We start from the raw sequence: 16,656 nt of genomic DNA, 5'->3' as shown, positions 1-16,656 counted from the left end.
GCTCAGATCGTCTTTCAATGCACGATTGTTCCATAATCTATCTTATCCAATCAAAATGGAGAATTTGGGTGGGTTCCAGGATGAACCGCAACAGTCAGGGCGAAATCTCGCCTGGCGTCCGATGACCGCCGCCGGAACTTACCGTGTCGGCGGTCCCTTTCGCATCAGATCGGCATAAGCCTCATCTGCCTGACGCTGTGCCACATAGAGTGCATCCTGCGCGTCCTGCATGCGCATGCGGACCTCGTCACGGCGATGCCAGAGGTCGGCGCGTCGGGCGCGATCTTTTTCGATCTTGATGTCATTGCTGATCTGATCGAGTTCGGAGCGCGCACTGTCGAGCTGCGACTGTGCCGAATAAACCCTGCCGCCGATCTGCGCATAATAGGAAAATTGTTGCATCTGGTCTGCCGGGCACATGCTGCCATCTGTGCGCCCCCTCTGCCCCGCCGCCAGGCCGTTCTGCGGCGTGCAATAGTTGCGGATGCCCTTCTGCCAGCCGGCATCCCACTTTACCTGATCGACAGGGATCTTGTATTGCGAGCAGGCTTTCTGATGCTCCGCGATGTAGGTCTGGGGTTCTCCGCTCTGACCGTTCTGCAGCCCGAGCTGCTCCCAGTCGACCGTCTGACATTCATTCTTGTTGAGCGTGGCGCAGCCGGCAAGAAACAGCGACGTGACCATCGCGGCGCAAAACCCGAAGGTGACCCAAACTCTGGTATTCATCTTGCCCAACCCCTGAAATCCCCAGGCCATACTATGCAATCATCTTCTGAAGTAAAGGCCGCTTCGCGCCCTGCCCGCGTTCGAGCCGTGGGACAAGCCGGCAGAAGCATCAACACGACTTCCCGGTGCGCTTCGGAACAGGTTGACGCGGCGGCGGAAGAAGCTATAAGCGCACATCTGAAGCGAAGTGGTTGCGACGAATGCAGCAATCAGCGTTTCCTTGACTGAGCAAGAGAAGCATTTCCCTTTGTTTTCAGTCGTATGGATGGGTGTCCGAGTGGTTTAAGGAACCGGTCTTGAAAACCGGCGTGCGGGAGACCGTACCGTGGGTTCGAATCCCACCCCATCCGCCATTCCCCGCCTCATTCTGATGCCTTGGCTCCAAAAGCAAGCCGTCTATTTCGCCTGACGGTGGTGGGTGAGCGCCATCGCGAGGCAGATTGCAAGAGCGGTTTCGGGTAATGGAACGGACGCCGGAATCAAGATCGCCCTGTTGCCCTCATAGGCGAAGACATCGGCAAAATGGCCGCGAAAGGTCTCCACCAGCGTGGTTCGGCAATTGAACAGGATCGCAACCGTGTTGTCCTGTGATTTCGCAACACCAAGCCTGATCGTGCTGCCACTGCGGGAGGCCTCTGTCAAATAGGCCGGCTCTCCCCATTTGAGCGTCTCCGTCAACGCCCCGACGCCGGGTGTCGTTTCGGCCACCTCGAAGATCATCTGGCGAATGCGCAGGATCTGGCTGCGGGTTGGCTGCGGAAACGCCGCGAAGGCTTCGGCCATCGTGTCAGGAATCGGAGGGGCCGCTTCCAGAGTTAGCATCCCGGCACCTTCAAAGGCAGATGGATATCGGTGAGAAGATCCCGGGGCGGCGTGTCGCGCGGATCGTTGAGATAGGCCTCGACTGCGGGCGCATCGTCTAGTTCGTAGCCGGAGGCCGGAAGCCAGACGCCGAAGAGCCAGCGATAGGCGTCCTTCATGTCGGCATAGGGCCCTTGGTAGCGCAGCCGCGCGTAGCACCCGCCGCGCAGGACGGTATTGAGGAGCGGCGGCGCAACAGCATCCCCCTGGCCGATCGGCACGCAGGCCTGCGACCGCAATTGATCCTTGGACACAAGATCGGGGTCGTCGAAGAACACGGCCATCATCAGCGGCTCCGCCGGCATGACGCCCTGCGCCGACAGTTGGGAGAACAATTGCCCCATCGCGCGATCGATCTGGATATAGGGCCCCTGATGCGCTATCGCGGCGCAGCGGGTCGGTGGAAGCGCCTCGACGAAGATCGGGAAGCCGTTCGAATCGCGGGCGCGGTTCGCGGCTTTGAAGGCCGCATGGGAGCCACTGGCGCGATAGGTGGCTGGTGTCATGCCATAGGCATCCTTGAACGCATGCGCGAGTGCATCGGCTGAGCCATAGCGTGCTCGAAGCGCGATGGCCGCGAGCGGCATGTCGGAGTTTGCCAATCGATCCGCCGCCCGCAGCAGCCGCAACCGCCGGATTGTCGCCGTAATCGTTTCACCGCGCATCGAAACGTAGATCCGATGCCAGTGATACGCGGAGAGACAGGCGACTTCCGCCAATGTTTCGAAACGGATATCCTCTTCGAGATGTTCATGGATATAGTCGATGACGCGATCGAGCCGCGCTTCATAACTTGATTGAGCCATCTCGGTTTTCCTGTTTCGCTGAGCTGTCTGCACGTCAACGAAAATACACAGACGAGACCGATAAATCCTGCGGAACTGCCGTCACACATTGAGAACGAGCATCGCATATGACCTGAAACAAGAAGGGCGCCCGTTGCGGCGCCCTCTTTGGTCATTCAGATTTTGGTTCGATCACCCGACAAACGCCCGCTCAATAACGAATTCCGCCGGCTTGTTGTTGGCCCCTTCGGTGAGTCCTGCCCGCTCCAGCAGTTCCTTCGTATCTTTGAGCATGGCGGCCGAGCCGCAGATCATGCCGCGATCAATCGCCGGATCGAGAGGCGGAACGCCGAGATCAGCGTAAAGCTTGCCGTTTCCCATCAAGTCCGTGATGCGGCCCTGGAACGGATAGTCCTCGCGCGTCACAGTTGCGTAATGCTTCAGCTTGTCACCGACGATCTCGGAGAGGATTTCATCGTTCTTGATCTCATCCACGAGGTCGAAGCCGTATTTCAGTTCCGCCACTTCGCGGCAGGTATGGGTGAGGATGACTTCCTCGAATTTCTCGTAGGTTTCCGGCTCGCGGATCAGCGACGCGAAAGGCGCAATGCCGGTCCCGGTCGAGAACATGTAAAGACGCTTGCCCGGCGTCAGCGCGTCGAGAACCAGGGTTCCCGTCGGCTTCTTGCGCATGAAGACTTTGTCGCCTGGCTGTATCTTCTGCAGTTCGGTCGTCAGCGGACCGTTCGGCGCCTTGATCGAGAAGAATTCGAGTTCTTCCGCCCAGGCGGGGCTGGCGATCGAATAGGCGCGGTAAAGCGGCTTGCCGTCCACCATCAGGCCAATCATCACGAACTCGCCAGAGCGGAAGCGGAAGCTCTCCGGGCGGGTCATCCTGAATCGGAACAGCCGGTCCGTGTAGTGCTGGACGAAGGTCACGGTTTCGGCAAAGACGCCGGCCGGGACTTCCGCCGCGACATCCTGTTTCAATACGGGTGCGTTCATTCTTGATCCAATCCGGGTGGGCGTGCCGCAGACAAACTTGAGTTTGAGAGGCAGATATTACATTTCCGGCCGCCGGTGAAGCGTTCCTGTTCCATTTGTCGCGTCCGACGGAGAATGCTTTGCCGCCATTCTCGCAAACCATATATCGCAAATATACATTTGATATTTGATATGCATCAACGGATGGCGGCAGGCATGACGTCTTACGATGCCTTGCGCCGCCAGCTGAAGCCCTGCCCGGCTTCAGCCGCCTTGACGGCCGGCTGGCTGTGCAGGCTGATGCCCGGCAGACGCCCTTCGGCGAGGCGTTTCAACGCAGTCGCATTGGTCACCGCGAAGCTGTCGATACCACAGCGGATCATCAGCGGGATCTGGTCGATCAGCACATCGCCGACCGCCCTCACCTCGCCCTCATAGCCGAGGCGCGACCGAAGCAGCGAGGCATGGCTGAAGGCGCGACCATCGTTGAAGGCGGGAAACGCGAGCGCCACGAGTGCAAGTCGCTCCAGATGTGGAGCGAGCTTGGTCACGTCGTCTGCGGGCGCGATCAGCACGCCGAAGCCACCCTCGTTGCTGGCTTCCATCTGCTCGAGGAACTCGCCGAGCGCCAGGATCGGCCGCGTGCCGGCCGGCAGCGCCTCGCCTTCGACCGGCAATACCCAGGCATCGTTCTCGACAAAGCCGGTTTCTTTCCAGATTTTCGTCATGTCAGGTCTTTCTGAACCGGTCTTCTTTAGGCGGCCTTGGAGGACGGACCGTAGAGCGCGTCCTTGAACGGCTGCGGGCCAACCCGGCGATAGGTGTCGATGAAGCGCTCGGAGGCGTCGGTGCGGATGGCGAGATAGGTGTCGACCACGGTTTCCACCGCATCCGTCACCTTCTCCGGCTCGAAGCCGCGACCGATGATTTCGCCGATGGAGGAATTCTCGTCCGCCGAGCCGCCGAGCGTAATCTGGTAGAGTTCCGCGCCCTTCTTTTCCACGCCCAGCAGCCCGATATGACCGACATGGTGATGGCCGCAGGCATTGATGCAGCCGGAAATCTTGATCTTCAGCTCGCCGATCTCCGCCTGACGCTCGGCCGAGCCGAAGCGCGTCGAAAGCTCCTGCGCCACCGGGATCGAGCGGGCATTGGCCAGCGCGCAATAATCCAGCCCCGGACAGGCAATGATGTCGGTGATCAGCCCGGCATTCGCCGTGCCGAGACCCGCCGGCTGCAGGGCGCGGTAAAGCGGCTCCAGATCGGCAATCGCCACATGCGGGAAGATGATATTCTGCTCGTGGCTGATGCGGATTTCGTCGAATGCATATTCCTCGGCGAGATCGGCCACGAGGTCCATCTGGCTGTCCGTCGCATCGCCCGGAATACCACCGATGGGCTTCAGCGAGATCGTCACGGAGGCATAATCGGGGTTCTTGTGCGGATGGACGTTCTGCTGCACCCAGCGCGCAAAGCCTTCGTCCGCCTTCTTCCAGGCGGCCAGATTCGCCCAGCCTTCCGCACGTTCGGGCAGAGCCGGCGGTGCGAAATAGTCGGTGATGGCTGCAATGTCCTGATCGGGCAGCTTCAGCTCGCCATCCTTCAGATGTACGAATTCGGCCTCGATCTGCCGCGTCAGTTCCTCGACGCCCGTCTCATGCACGAGGATCTTGATGCGCGCCTTGTACTTGTTGTCGCGGCGGCCATGCAGATTATACACGCGCACGATGGCGGTCGTGTAGGAGAGCAGGTCTTCCTCAGGCAGGAAGTCGCGGATCTTCTTGGCCAGCAACGGCGTACGCCCCTGCCCGCCGCCGACCCAGACGGCAAAGCCGAGCTCGCCCTTGTCGTTCTTCTTCAGCTGCAGGCCGATATCGTGAACCTGGATCGCCGCGCGGTCATGCTCGGAGCCGGTGACGGCGATCTTGAACTTGCGCGGCAGGAAGGAGAATTCCGGATGGACCGACGACCATTGGCGCAGGATTTCCGCGTAAGGACGCGGATCGGCAGCCTCGTCTGCGGCAGCGCCGGCAAAATGATCGGCCGTGACGTTGCGAATGCAATTGCCCGAGGTCTGGATCGCATGCATCTCGACGGAAGCAAGGTCGGTCAGGATATCCGGCGTGTCGGAGAGCTTCGGCCAATTGTACTGGATGTTCTGGCGCGTGGTGAAATGGCCGTAGCCGCGGTCATACTTGCGCGCGATATGGGCCAGCATCCGCATCTGTTTCGCATTCAGCGTCCCATAAGGGATGGCGACGCGCAGCATATAGGCGTGAAGCTGGAGGTAGACGCCGTTCATCAGGCGAAGCGGGCGAAACGCATCTTCGGCAATCTCGCCGGAAAGACGCCGCTGCACCTGGTCGCGAAACTGCGCGACGCGCGCGGACACGAAAGCGTGGTCGAATTCATCGTAACGGTACATGGTGTCTCCGTATCAACTTAAGCAATTCCAGGAAAAGTGTCAGGCGGTTTTCCGTTCGGAATTGCGTATTCAAGAATTCAATTCCAGGAAAAGCGTCAGGCGGTTTTCCGTTTGGAATTGCATATAAAATCAGGCGGCGCGCGGGGCGTCGAAGGCGTTTTCGCCATAACCGACCGTCGGGCCTTCAGCACGGATGCGCTCGCGCAGGCGAATGGGGCGGATAGTTTCGCCGACCTCTTCCACGTCCACGAGGTTCACGTCAAGAACCTTGTTGGCGGCAAAATCGCGCTTGCCGATGGCTTCCAGCGAGGCTTCCGCCTCGGCATGACGGGCCACGAGCGCGCCCTGAAGCGAGGTCGTCCACTCGCCATTGGCATTCAGCCAGACGGCAATTCCGTCGCCGAGGCGGTTGGCGGTGAGAACCTTGTAGATCATCTTCAAACTCCCATGGAGACAGGTTGCCGCTGAGCTGCGAAAGCGAGCGGCGTGGATTTCTCGAAATTGGCTCCGGCGACGGCCTCGCCGATGACGACCATGACCGGGCCGGTCAACTCGTCGAAATGCTGCAGGCTCGGCAGATCGGCAAGCGTGCCGTGGAAGAGCCGCGCCTCGCGCCGGCTCGCATTCTCTATGACGGCAACCGTCGTCTCGCGCGGCATGCCGCCGGCAATCAGCCGCTCGGCAACAGACGCCGCGACCGTGCGGCCCATATAGACGGCAATGGTCGCGCCAGACACGGCCAGCCGCGCCCAGTCGGGCAGGACATCGCCGGTCATGTCGTGGCCGGTGGTGAAGACGAGCGACGAGGCAACGCCGCGCAGCGTCAGCGGCAGCTCAAAATCGGCGGCCGCGGCGAAGGCCGAGGTGATGCCGGGCACGATCTCATAGGTCACGCCTGCCTCGCGCAGCGCCGCCATTTCTTCAGCAGCCCGGCCGAAGATCAGCGGATCGCCGGATTTGAGGCGCACAACGCGCTTACCTGCTTTGCCAAGTTCGACCAGCAGATCGTTGATTTCGTTCTGGGACTTTGAATGGCAGCCCTTGCGCTTGCCGACCGGAATGCGCTCCGCATCGCGCCGGCCCATGTCGACCACGGCCTGCGGAACCAGTGCATCGTAAACGATGGCGTCCGCTTCCATCATGACGCGCTGGGCGCGCAGTGTCAGAAGATCTTCGGCACCGGGACCCGCGCCAACCAGCCAGACATGGCCGGGCAAACCGGCCGAGGCGCTCAGGAGACGATCCGCCTCGGCCGTGGCGAGTGTTGCGTTGCCGTTCGCGACGGCATCAGCAACCGCGCCGGAAAAGAACCGGCGCCAAAACACGCGTCGAGAAACGCCTTTGGGGATCTTTTGTTCCACGCGGTCGCGATAGTCGATCGCAAGCCGTGCCAGCCGCCCGAGCGATGGCGACAACATCTGATCGACCGCCGCGCGGACCATCTGCGCCAGGACCGGCCCTGCCCCCTCGGTGCCTATGGCAACCGCCAGCGGCGCGCGATTGACGAGTGCAGGCGTGAAGAAGTCGCAATAATCGGGCTGATCGACGGCATTCGCCGGAATTTTCAAGGCGCGCGCCCGGTCGACGATGGCGCGGTCTTCGGCCTCATTTCCGGTCGCCGCAAAAACCAGCACAGCCTGATGCATCATCGCGTCGGCTTCATCGGGCGACACACGCCGCAGACCACGGGACGCGATGAAACCGGCGAACGCCTTTTCAGGCGCGTCAGCGGCCACGACGATCTCGACCTGGGTATTGGCAAGCAGTCGCGCCTTGGCATGGGCCTCATCGGCCTCGCCATAGACGAGCGCCACCTTCCCCGCCACGCGGAAGAAGGCCGGAAACACCGAAAGCTGGTCTTCTCTTGCAATCATGAATACGCCTGTCTCGACTTTGGCATAATTTTCTCTTCTCAGGGCGAAAACCGGAAGGAACAGAAATGCATATGCGGCTTGCAGAGGATATTTCTTTGCCCTCAATAAAAGCTTTCTGAGCAAATCCGCCCGGGTCTGTCCAGAGCATGATTTACAGCGCGGCTACGGCTCAATAACGTCGAGCCACGTTTGGATCGTGAAAGGATTGCTTGATGGACTACGCGCCCGAGGTCATTGCCGCCCGTTTGCTCGACGTGATGGAGAAGGATGTCCTGCCGCTGACGCACCAGGGCGTCAACAGCGGAGCCAAGGTTTTCGGCGCCGCGATCCTCAAGAAATCCGATCTCTCGCTGGTGATTGCCGGCACCAACAACGAGATCGAAAATCCGCTCTGGCATGGCGAAGTCCATACGTTGAAACAGTTCTATGAGCGCCCCGGCGAGAAGAACACCAAGGACCTCATCTTCTTTTCCACCCATGAACCATGCACCATGTGCATGTCGGCCATCACCTGGGCCGGCTTCGACAACTATTATTATTTCTACAGCCACGAAGACAGCCGCGACGCCTTCGCCATCCCGCATGACCTGAAGATCATGAAGGAACTCTACGGCCTCGACGCCGGCGGCTACCATCGCCAGAACGCCTTCTGGAAGAGCTTCTATCTCGGCGACCTCGTTGCCGCATCGCCGGAGGCCAGGCGCGCAGCGCTTCAGGACCAGACGGCCCGCATCAAGACGGAATATGACCGGCTGTCCAACGTCTACCAGTCGAGCAAGTCCGCCAACGCCATTCCCCTGAACTAAATAGAGAACTAGACTGCATGACCATGGAACCCTCGCGCGACATCACCCGCCTGCTCGAAATCATGGCGGCGCTCCGCACGCCCGTGACCGGTTGCCCCTGGGACCTCGAACAGAATTTCGAGACCATCAAGCCCTATACGATCGAAGAGGCCTATGAAGTCGCCGACGCCATCGAGCGGAAGGACATGGGCGATCTCTGTGAGGAACTCGGCGACCTCCTCCTGCAGGTCGTCTTCCACGCGCAAATGGCTGAAGAAAAAGGCCAATTCTCCTTCGGAGACGTTGTGGAGGCCATAACTCGCAAGATGATCCGCCGCCACCCCCATGTCTTCGCCGTCTCCGATGCCGACACACCCGGCGCGGTGAAGGCACAGTGGGACGAGATCAAGGCGGAAGAAAAGCGCGAACGCGCCGAGCGCCGGGGCAAAGCCGGCTATGTCGAGCAGGACAACGGCCTCCTCGGCTCCGTCCAGCGCTCCTTCCCGGCGCTGACCGAGGCGCTAAAGATCCAGGAAAAAGCCGCCAAGGTCGGCTTCGACTGGAAGGAGGCCGCCCCCATCCTCGACAAAATCGAAGAGGAAATCGGCGAACTCCGCGAGGCGCTCGCAGATGGCAACCAACAAGCTGTCGCCGACGAACTCGGCGACCTCATCTTCGCCACCGTCAATATCGGCCGGCATGTGGGCGCCGATCCGGAGATGGCCCTGCGCGGGACGAACACCAAATTCAGAAAGCGTTTCAGATATATAGAGACGTCTCTTGAAGCGTCAGGCGAGGATATCGGGGGGGCCTCGCTGGAGCGGATGGAAGAGTTATGGGTGGAGGCGAAGGGGCTGAGGAATTCCCCATAGACTGCGGCGGTCTCCTCGCAGGCGGAGCTTGCTATAGCTTCTTTTGCTCCAACGCCGTAAAGCGCAGTGCTCTACCGTCAGCCGCCACGAGGCTCTCTATCTGGCTTTCGAGCGCATCGCGGTCGTCAACACCACACAGCAGGCGCCCCGCCAGCGCGTCGAACCGGCCGGCCGCAATGTCTGCAATGAGAAGCGCCGCGCGCGTGGGCTCCACGTTGATGCCGTCTTCAAAGAGTTGCTGAATGCCGGGAAGAAAGCGCTTGCCGGCCTCCGTTGTGAGCTGCATCTCCGTCATCGCAGTCCGCACGAGCCCCGGGTCCACGGCGAATGCACGCACGCTACCGCCGACGGTTGTGTCATTGAGGCATTCCGTCAGACGCATGATGGCGGCCTTGCTCGATGCATAACCGGAGCCATGGGGAAAGCTGTTTCCAGTTCCGCCGCCGACAAGGTTGACGATCCGCCCCTTGCCACGCTCCAGCATGATCGGCGATGCCGCGCGGCATGTATGGAAGCTGCCGCGCAGATTGATCTCCACATCCTGCCACCAGGTCTCCGGATCACATTCCCAGATCGGGCCGAAAGCTTGGAATGAGCCGTGATTGTTGACGAGGAGATCGACCGGCCCCAGTTGCTCAGCGATCTTGGCAAAGACGTTTTCGACAGCGGTGTAATCTGAAACATCGGCCGTGAGCGCTATAGCTCGACCGCCATTGGCCTCGATCATCGAAACGGTTTCGTCAATCTCCTTGGCCGTCCGCGAGATAACGGCAACCCTTGCACCCTCCCGCGCCTGCTGGAAGGCGATCTCTCGGCCAATTCCTCTGCCGCCACCCGTGACAACCGCTACAGTGTCCGTAAGCCGGGCCATTTTGATCTCCTCAAACCAAAAACGATTCCATCCTTGCCCCGAAGAACTGTAGATGGCCGCGCCGGAAGATCAACCCGGTGGCGTTGCCGCAACGGTGGTCTACCACTCTTCCTTCTTCGACTTCACCGTCCCAAGCTTGCGCTCAAGCTCACCCGAGGCAGTGGACGAGATCCGGATGTCGAGGCTGACGGAGCCATCTTCCTGGTCGCGGCGCTCGTCCACCATGGCGTTGGCGTAGAGCCACGGCAGAAGTGAAAGATTAGCCGGCAGGATATCGATGGTCACTTCGGTCATCACGCCGGAAATGCGCTGGCTGATCTCTTCCATCAGCGCATCGACGCCCTCGCCTGTTACGGCGGAAATGGCGCGGACATTGGCGGTGGCTGCGGCCTTGTCGGCAATTGCCTCGTGGGCCTCCGGCTCCAGCCGGTCGATCTTGTTCCAGACTTCGAGAATGCGGTCGTCGACTTCCTGCCCCTCGATGCCGAGATCGGCCAGGATGCGCATGACGTCGCCGGCCTGCGCTGCATTGTCCGGATCGGACATGTCGCGCACATGCAGGATGAGGTCGGCTTCCAGCACCTCTTCCAGCGTCGCGCGGAAGGCGGCGACCAGATGGGTTGGAAGATCCGAGATGAAGCCCACGGTGTCGGAAAGAATGACCGTGCGGCCTTGCGGCAGCTTCATCCGGCGCAGCGTCGGATCAAGCGTGGCAAACAGCATGTCCTCGGCGAGAACGCCTGCCCCGGTAATCCGGTTGAATAGCGTCGACTTCCCGGCGTTAGTATAGCCGACGAGCGCCACAATCGGATGCGGCACCTTCTTGCGCTTGGCGCGGTGCAGCTGTCGGGTGCGGCGCACCTGTTCGAGTTCCCGCTCCAGCTTGACGATCTTGTCCTGCAGGATGCGGCGGTCGGCTTCGATCTGCGTTTCGCCGGGGCCGCCCATGAAGCCCGCGCCACCGCGCTGGCGTTCAAGGTGGGTCCAGCTGCGAACGAGGCGGCCCTTCTGATAGTTGAGATGCGCCAACTCGACCTGCAGCGTGCCTTCCTTGGTGGAGGCGCGGCGGCCGAAGATTTCGAGGATGAGGCCCGTGCGGTCGATGACCTTGGCCTTCCACTCGCGCTCAAGATTGCGCTGCTGCACCGGCGTCAGCGGATGATCGACAATGATCAGCCCGGCGTTCTCGGCTTTCGCCAACTCGCCGATCTCCTCCACCTTGCCCGTCCCCATCAGGGTTGCCGGGCGCGGCTGCGAGACGCTGACGATCACGCCGCCTGCAATCTCGAGATCGATGGCGCGGGCAAGGCCCGTCGCCTCTTCCAGCTTGGCTTCGTTGCTGCGGGGAGCCACAGTCGCCGTCTCGCCCTTCGGGTGCGGGTGCTTCAGCACCGGCACGACGACGAGCGCGCGCATGTCGTCACGCGGAACGTCGTGTTCCGCGCCCGATGCGTCGGTCGTTTCAATTTCTTCTGTAATGGCCTTGATCCGTCAGCCCGCGTCTTCGCCTTCGAACATCTGCACGGGCTGCCCCGGCATGATAGTCGATATCGCGTGCTTGTAAACCAGCTGCGAATGTCCGTCCCTGCGCAACAGGACGCAGAAATTGTCGAAGGAGGTCACCACGCCGGTGAGTTTTACGCCGTTGATCAGGAAGATCGTCAGCGAAATCTTCTGCTTTCTGACGGTATTGAGAAACAGGTCCTGGAGGTTCTGAGAACGTTCCGCCATATGCGCCGCTACTTTCTTATGTGCCGGCGTTCGGGACGCCGCTCGGAATGAAATGATGTCCCCGCAAACCCTCACTTTTGCGGCAATAGGAGACTCGTATCAAATGAATGTCTTTTCCGCAATGTCGAAAAAGGCTTCTCTGATCTGCTTTGAAACAAGACCGGGATGACCGTTCCCGATCGTCTTTCCGTCAATGGAAACGACAGGAAAACAGATACTTGTCGCAGCGGTGATGAAAACCTCGCGCGCGTTCAGCATGTCCTCCACCGTGAAGCGCTCTTCGCGGATTTCGATCCCTTCCTTCGCCGCGACATCGAGAAGCGTCGTGCGTGTGATCCCGCGGAGAATGCCGTGCTCGGCCGGCCGCGTGCGGACAATTCCGTCTGCCCCAACCATCCAGACATTGGTCGCCGCGCCCTCTGTCACGAAGCCTTCTGCATCGACATAGATGGCTTCCTGGGCGCCCTGCTCCCTGGCCGCCTGACGTGCCATGGCATTGGGAAGAAGGCCAACCGTCTTGATATCCACCCGGTCCCAGCGGTTGTCCGGCAGGGTGATGGCGCGGATACCATCGGCATTCTTCTTGTCGATTGCTTTGCGGTCAGTGTTCTTCGCGGTGATGACGATAGAGGGCTTGACCGAGTGCGCGGGATAGGCGTGGTCACGCCTCGCGACGCCGCGCGTCACCTGCATGTAGAACATACCGTTGGTCACGCCGTTCTTTCGCAGCACCTGCCGGATGACGAGGATGAGTGCTCGCCGGTCCATCGGCCACCCGATAGACAATTCCGAGAGCGAACGTCCCAGACGGTCCAGGTGACGCGTCATGTCCACGATCATTCCTTGGCGCACTTCGCACACCTCATAGACGCCATCGGCAAACTGATAGCCGCGATCCTCGATATGAACGGCGGCATCGGCGTGCTGGACATAGCGACCGTTGACATAGGCAATTCTGGACATTCGAATTTTCCGGACAAAAGAAAGGATGCGGGTGCTTTTGCTTAAACGCCCAGAGACTTCAGTTTCCGATGCAGCGCCGACCGTTCCATGCCGACAAACTCCGCCGTGCGCGAGATATTGCCGCCGAAGCGGTTGATCTGCGCCATCAGGTAGTCGCGCTCGAACAGTTCGCGCGCTTCCCTAAGCGGAAGCGTCATGATGTGCTGGTCGCCCTGCGCCGAAATCTTTGGCATCATATCGACGACGTCCGGCGGGAGGTGGTCGGCCGTGATCGTTGTTTCGCCGCTCTCCGGTCTCGCCAGGATCAGCACGCGCTCGATGACGTTGCGCAGCTGACGGATATTTCCCGGCCAGTCGTGGGCCTGAAGTACCGCGAGGGCATCGTCCGCCACGCGCCGAGCCTTCATGCCCGCCTGCTCGCTGATCTGGCGCATGAAAAGATCGACGAGGAAGGGAATGTCCTCGCGTCGCTCTGCGAGCGCCGGCACCTTGATCGGCACGACCGCTAGGCGATGGTATAGGTCCTCGCGGAAACGCCCCTCGCCGATCTGGCTTTCCAGATTGTAGGCGGTCGAGGAGATGATGCGCACATCCACCTTCACACGCCTCGAACCGCCGACGCGCTCGAACTGCTGGTCGACCAGTACGCGCAGGATCTTGTTCTGCGTCTCGCGCGGCATCTCGCCGACTTCATCGAGATAGAGCGTGCCGCGATGTGCCTCTTCCAGCGCGCCCGTGCGGCGTGCCTGCCCCGGCTGGCCTTCGGTGCCGAACAGCGCCATTTCCATGCGCTCGGGCGTGATGGTCGCGGCGTTCAGCGCCACGAAAGGACCGTCGGCACGTGCGGACTTCTTGTGGATCATTCGCGCCACCAGTTCCTTGCCGGAGCCGGAGGGGCCAAGGATCATGATGCGGCTGTTGGTCGGGGAGATCTTCTCGATCGTCTGGCGCAATTGCGAAACGGCAACCGAGGTGCCGATCAGTTCCACCGGATCGCCGGAGCGCTTCTTCAGCTCGCTCACTTCCTTGCGAAGCTGCGAGTTCTCAAGCGCCCGCTCTGCTACCAGGATCAGCCGGTCAGCCTTGAAGGGCTTTTCGATGAAGTCATAGGCGCCACGATGGATGGCCGAGACAGCCGTCTCGATATTGCCATGGCCGGAAATCATGACGACGGGAATGTCCGGGTGGCGCGCCTTGATTTCGTCGAGCAGCGCAAGACCGTCGAGCTTGCTGCCCTGCATCCAGATATCGAGGAAGATCAGCCGCGGCACACGGTCGCTGATGGCGGCGAGCGCACTGTCGCTGTCATGCGCGGTGCGAGTCTCGTGCCCCTCGTCGGATAGTATACCGGACACCACTTCGCGGATGTCCTGTTCGTCGTCCACGATAAGAATATCAGACGCCATTGACTGCTTCCTTCATTTCCATGTCGACCTGCGGCTGGGCTTCGGTCCGGGGCAGATACACCCGGATCATCGCGCCGCGCCCGTGGTCGAATTCGTCCGGCGCGTCGTGCAATTCAAGCTCGCCGCCGTGTTCTTCTATGATCTTCTTGACGATGGCGAGGCCAAGCCCGGTCCCCTTCTCCCGCATCGTGATATAGGGCTCGAGAATGCTGTTGCGGTTTTCGGTCGGCAGCCCCTTGCCGTTGTCGATGATATCCACGACGAAACGTTCGCCCGAAGCATCCGCGCGCGCCCGCACCATGATCCGGTTTTCCTCGCGCGCAGCCTCCGCCGGCACCGCTTCGATCGCCTCCACGGCGTTCTTCACCAGATTGCCGAAGGCCTGGCCGAGCATGCGCGAGTCGAAAACGCCGTCAAGCGCCTGATCGCCGAGATCCTTTTCGAAGCGGACATGCGTGTTGCCCATTTCGCGCAGGAAGACGGCATCTTTCAGGATATCGCGCAGATCGCAGGCTGCCTTGGTCGGTTTCGGCATACGCGCAAAGGAGGAGAACTCGTCCACCATGCGGCCAATGTCGCCGACCTGCCGGACAATCGTATCCGTGCACTGGTCGAAGACCTCGCGGTCGTCCTGGTTGATCTGCTTGCCATAGCGGCGGCGGATACGCTCCGCGGAAAGCTGGATCGGCGTCAGCGGGTTCTTTATTTCGTGGGCGATACGGCGCGCCACGTCTGCCCATGCCGTCGAACGCTGCGCGATGACAAGATCTGTAATGTCGTCGATCGTCAGTACCCAGGAGCTCTTGGCATCGTCGGACTCTTCGCGCGTCATCTGAACATTGAGCGTCCGCTCACGACCATTGATCCTGAGATTGATCTGCCTGCGATAGCTCGCCCGCCCGCGTGCCACGGCCTCGGTAAAGACCTCGTCCACCTCCGGCGAAAGCTCGCCCAGCGTGTGCCCGACGATGTCATCAGCCTGGCGCCCCACGAAAACCTCGGTCGAAGGATTGGCCACAGTGATGCGGCCATCCTCCTCGACGCCAATCACCGCAGCGTTGACACCAGAAAGCACAGCTTCGATGAAACGACGGCGGTCATCCACTTCGTCCTTGGCCGCCAGAACCTCGTCGCGCTGCGATCGGATTTCGGCGATCATCTTGTTGAAGGTCCGCGAAAGGCTGCCGACGTCTCCATCGGCTGCGCGCACGGGCACGATCACATTCATGTTGCCGGTTGCCACACTGTCCGCGGCACTGATTAGAAGCCGGATTGGCCGTACAAGACGGTCGGCGATCGCAATGGCGGTCCAGATGGCGGCGAGCAGCACGATCAGGGCGAAGCCGAGATAGAGGATACCGAAAGCGACCTGCAGCGACATGCGCCCTGCCTCCATCGCACGGTATTCCTGCGTATTTTCCTCCATCAGCCGCAGCGCCGACATGACGTTCGGATCAACCGCGCGGATCGTATAAAGAAATGAACCGGGAATTTCATCCAGTTTGATGACGGCGCCCACGAGGTTGGTTACCCCAGGAGGGATCAGCGTCGGCTGCCCGGCGACAGAACTGTCCAGCGCATCTTTCGGAATCGCGGGTAGCGGCTTTTCGGTCTCAACTTCCGCCTGCACGATAACGCTGCCATCTGAGCGAACCAGAAACGCGCCGAGCATCCCGCGACCCCGTGCCTGTCTCGTCATGAGGTCGATAAAGCCTGTCCGGTCGAGGCTGTAGAGCGCGCGGTTCCTATCGAGATCGTTCGCCATCGAGGCCGTCTGGCCCTGAAGATAGCTGGCGTTTTCAAGAACATAAGCTTGCGCCACATTGATCGATGAATTGACGATCGACTGCGTCCTGATCGAGAACCAACGATCAAGGCCCGCCTGCAGGGTGAACGAGGCAAAGATCGCAACCAGTACTGCAGGCAGGATGGCAACAATCGAAAACAGCGACACAATGCGGACATGGAGACGCGCGGCAGCTCGCCCACGGCGCCGCGCCTTGATCAGACGCAGCACCTCGCGACCGATGAGATACATGAGCCCGAAAACGAACAGGCCATTGATGACGGCTGATGCAATGACGACATCGGTTTCCGGCGCAATCGGCGTCAAGCCGAGGAGCACAAAGAGCGTGATGGTCGACGACGTCAGTGCGCCGCCCGCCAGGATCAGTCCCGGCAATGCAAAATAGGCACGCCTGTCCTGAGCACCCAAACCGATCGCGCCGTCGTCATCCGTTGCAGCGATGCTGCCTGCCATGAATACAATCTCCCAGTCTCCCGGTGGAAACCAACGGAAGACGCGCCGCAGCCTGCACGGATTCGTAGACATGAACCTCGCGAGTCACGCAGCAAGTCGTGACTTTCAAGCAA

Annotated in this window: 16 protein-coding genes and 1 tRNA gene; 3 read left to right on the top strand and 14 right to left on the bottom strand. The window is 60.7% G+C overall.

Annotation, left to right across the window (positions count from 1 at the left end; all coding sequences use genetic code 11):
- Positions 1-138: 138 nt before the first annotated feature.
- Entirely contained in the window at positions 139-726 is a 588-nt protein-coding gene (locus ABID16_RS04755; protein WP_354555193.1) for a DUF2799 domain-containing protein, read from the bottom strand.
- 263 nt (positions 727-989) lie between these two features.
- On the opposite strand from ABID16_RS04755, the gene ABID16_RS04750 reads away from it, so the two are divergent.
- Positions 990-1,079, top strand: a tRNA-Ser gene (locus ABID16_RS04750).
- 43 nt (positions 1,080-1,122) lie between these two features.
- On the opposite strand, the gene ABID16_RS04745 is transcribed toward ABID16_RS04750, so the two are convergent.
- From ABID16_RS04745 to cysG, 7 genes are all read right to left on the bottom strand, one after another.
- Complete coding sequence (locus ABID16_RS04745; RefSeq protein ID WP_354555192.1) at positions 1,123-1,548, bottom strand: DUF1801 domain-containing protein; 426 nt, start codon at positions 1,546-1,548, stop codon at positions 1,123-1,125.
- Positions 1,542-2,393 carry an AraC family transcriptional regulator gene (locus tag ABID16_RS04740; protein WP_354555191.1) on the bottom strand — a complete coding sequence of 284 codons (852 nt, stop codon included), beginning with the start codon at positions 2,391-2,393 and terminating at the stop codon, positions 1,542-1,544. Before ABID16_RS04740 ends, ABID16_RS04745 begins: the two co-directional genes overlap by 7 nt.
- Before the next feature lie 171 nt (positions 2,394-2,564).
- Complete coding sequence (locus tag ABID16_RS04735; RefSeq protein ID WP_354555190.1) at positions 2,565-3,377, bottom strand: ferredoxin--NADP reductase; 813 nt, start codon at positions 3,375-3,377, stop codon at positions 2,565-2,567.
- A 203-nt stretch (positions 3,378-3,580) separates the two neighbouring features.
- Positions 3,581-4,084, bottom strand: coding sequence for a DUF934 domain-containing protein (locus tag ABID16_RS04730; RefSeq protein WP_354555189.1), 504 nt, complete (start codon positions 4,082-4,084; stop codon positions 3,581-3,583).
- A gap of 26 nt (positions 4,085-4,110) precedes the next feature.
- Entirely contained in the window at positions 4,111-5,781 is a 1,671-nt protein-coding gene (locus tag ABID16_RS04725; RefSeq protein WP_354555188.1) for a nitrite/sulfite reductase, read from the bottom strand.
- Positions 5,782-5,910: 129 nt separating this feature from the next.
- The gene (locus ABID16_RS04720) at positions 5,911-6,216 is read right to left on the bottom strand and encodes a DUF2849 domain-containing protein (protein ID WP_354555187.1); all 306 of its coding nucleotides are present in this window, start codon (positions 6,214-6,216) and stop codon (positions 5,911-5,913) included.
- 2 nt (positions 6,217-6,218) lie between these two features.
- A complete protein-coding gene (cysG, locus tag ABID16_RS04715) occupies positions 6,219-7,655 on the bottom strand; it encodes a siroheme synthase CysG (RefSeq protein WP_354555185.1) in 1,437 nt (478 codons plus the stop codon).
- Between the two features lie 212 nt (positions 7,656-7,867).
- On the opposite strand from cysG, the gene ABID16_RS04710 reads away from it, so the two are divergent.
- Together ABID16_RS04710 and mazG are read left to right on the top strand one after the other, a co-directional pair.
- Complete coding sequence (locus ABID16_RS04710) at positions 7,868-8,461, top strand: deaminase (RefSeq protein ID WP_354555184.1); 594 nt, start codon at positions 7,868-7,870, stop codon at positions 8,459-8,461.
- A gap of 23 nt (positions 8,462-8,484) precedes the next feature.
- A complete protein-coding gene (gene mazG, locus ABID16_RS04705; RefSeq protein WP_354555898.1) occupies positions 8,485-9,312 on the top strand; it encodes a nucleoside triphosphate pyrophosphohydrolase in 828 nt (275 codons plus the stop codon).
- Between the two features lie 31 nt (positions 9,313-9,343).
- Here mazG and ABID16_RS04700 read toward each other — a convergent pair whose 3' ends face one another.
- The 6 genes from ABID16_RS04700 to ABID16_RS04675 all read right to left on the bottom strand — a co-directional run bounded on the left by ABID16_RS04700 (position 9,344) and on the right by ABID16_RS04675 (position 16,543).
- The gene (locus ABID16_RS04700) at positions 9,344-10,183 is read right to left on the bottom strand and encodes an SDR family NAD(P)-dependent oxidoreductase (RefSeq protein ID WP_354555183.1); all 840 of its coding nucleotides are present in this window, start codon (positions 10,181-10,183) and stop codon (positions 9,344-9,346) included.
- A gap of 99 nt (positions 10,184-10,282) precedes the next feature.
- Entirely contained in the window at positions 10,283-11,599 is a 1,317-nt protein-coding gene (hflX, locus tag ABID16_RS04695) for a GTPase HflX (RefSeq protein WP_354555182.1), read from the bottom strand.
- Between the two features lie 75 nt (positions 11,600-11,674).
- Positions 11,675-11,914: an RNA chaperone Hfq gene (hfq, locus tag ABID16_RS04690; protein WP_109857631.1), complete on the bottom strand. Its 240-nt coding sequence runs from the start codon at positions 11,912-11,914 to the stop codon at positions 11,675-11,677.
- 99 nt (positions 11,915-12,013) lie between these two features.
- A complete protein-coding gene (locus tag ABID16_RS04685) occupies positions 12,014-12,877 on the bottom strand; it encodes a D-amino-acid transaminase (RefSeq protein WP_354555181.1) in 864 nt (287 codons plus the stop codon).
- A gap of 41 nt (positions 12,878-12,918) precedes the next feature.
- Positions 12,919-14,283 (bottom strand): nitrogen assimilation response regulator NtrX, encoded by a 1,365-nt coding sequence (gene ntrX / locus ABID16_RS04680; RefSeq protein ID WP_354555180.1) that lies wholly within the window; start codon positions 14,281-14,283, stop codon positions 12,919-12,921.
- Entirely contained in the window at positions 14,273-16,543 is a 2,271-nt protein-coding gene (locus tag ABID16_RS04675) for a sensor histidine kinase NtrY-like (protein ID WP_354555179.1), read from the bottom strand. The genes ntrX and ABID16_RS04675 overlap by 11 nt, the downstream gene beginning before the upstream one ends.
- Between the last annotated feature and the right edge of the window lie 113 nt (positions 16,544-16,656).

The sequence above is a fragment of the Limnomicrobium aquaticum genome, from assembly GCF_040545545.1.
GTDB lineage: Bacteria > Pseudomonadota > Alphaproteobacteria > Rhizobiales > Rhizobiaceae > Ensifer_A > Ensifer_A aquaticum.
Note: the sequence above shows the minus strand (reverse complement) of the source record. Positions and strands in the feature narration are given on the sequence as shown.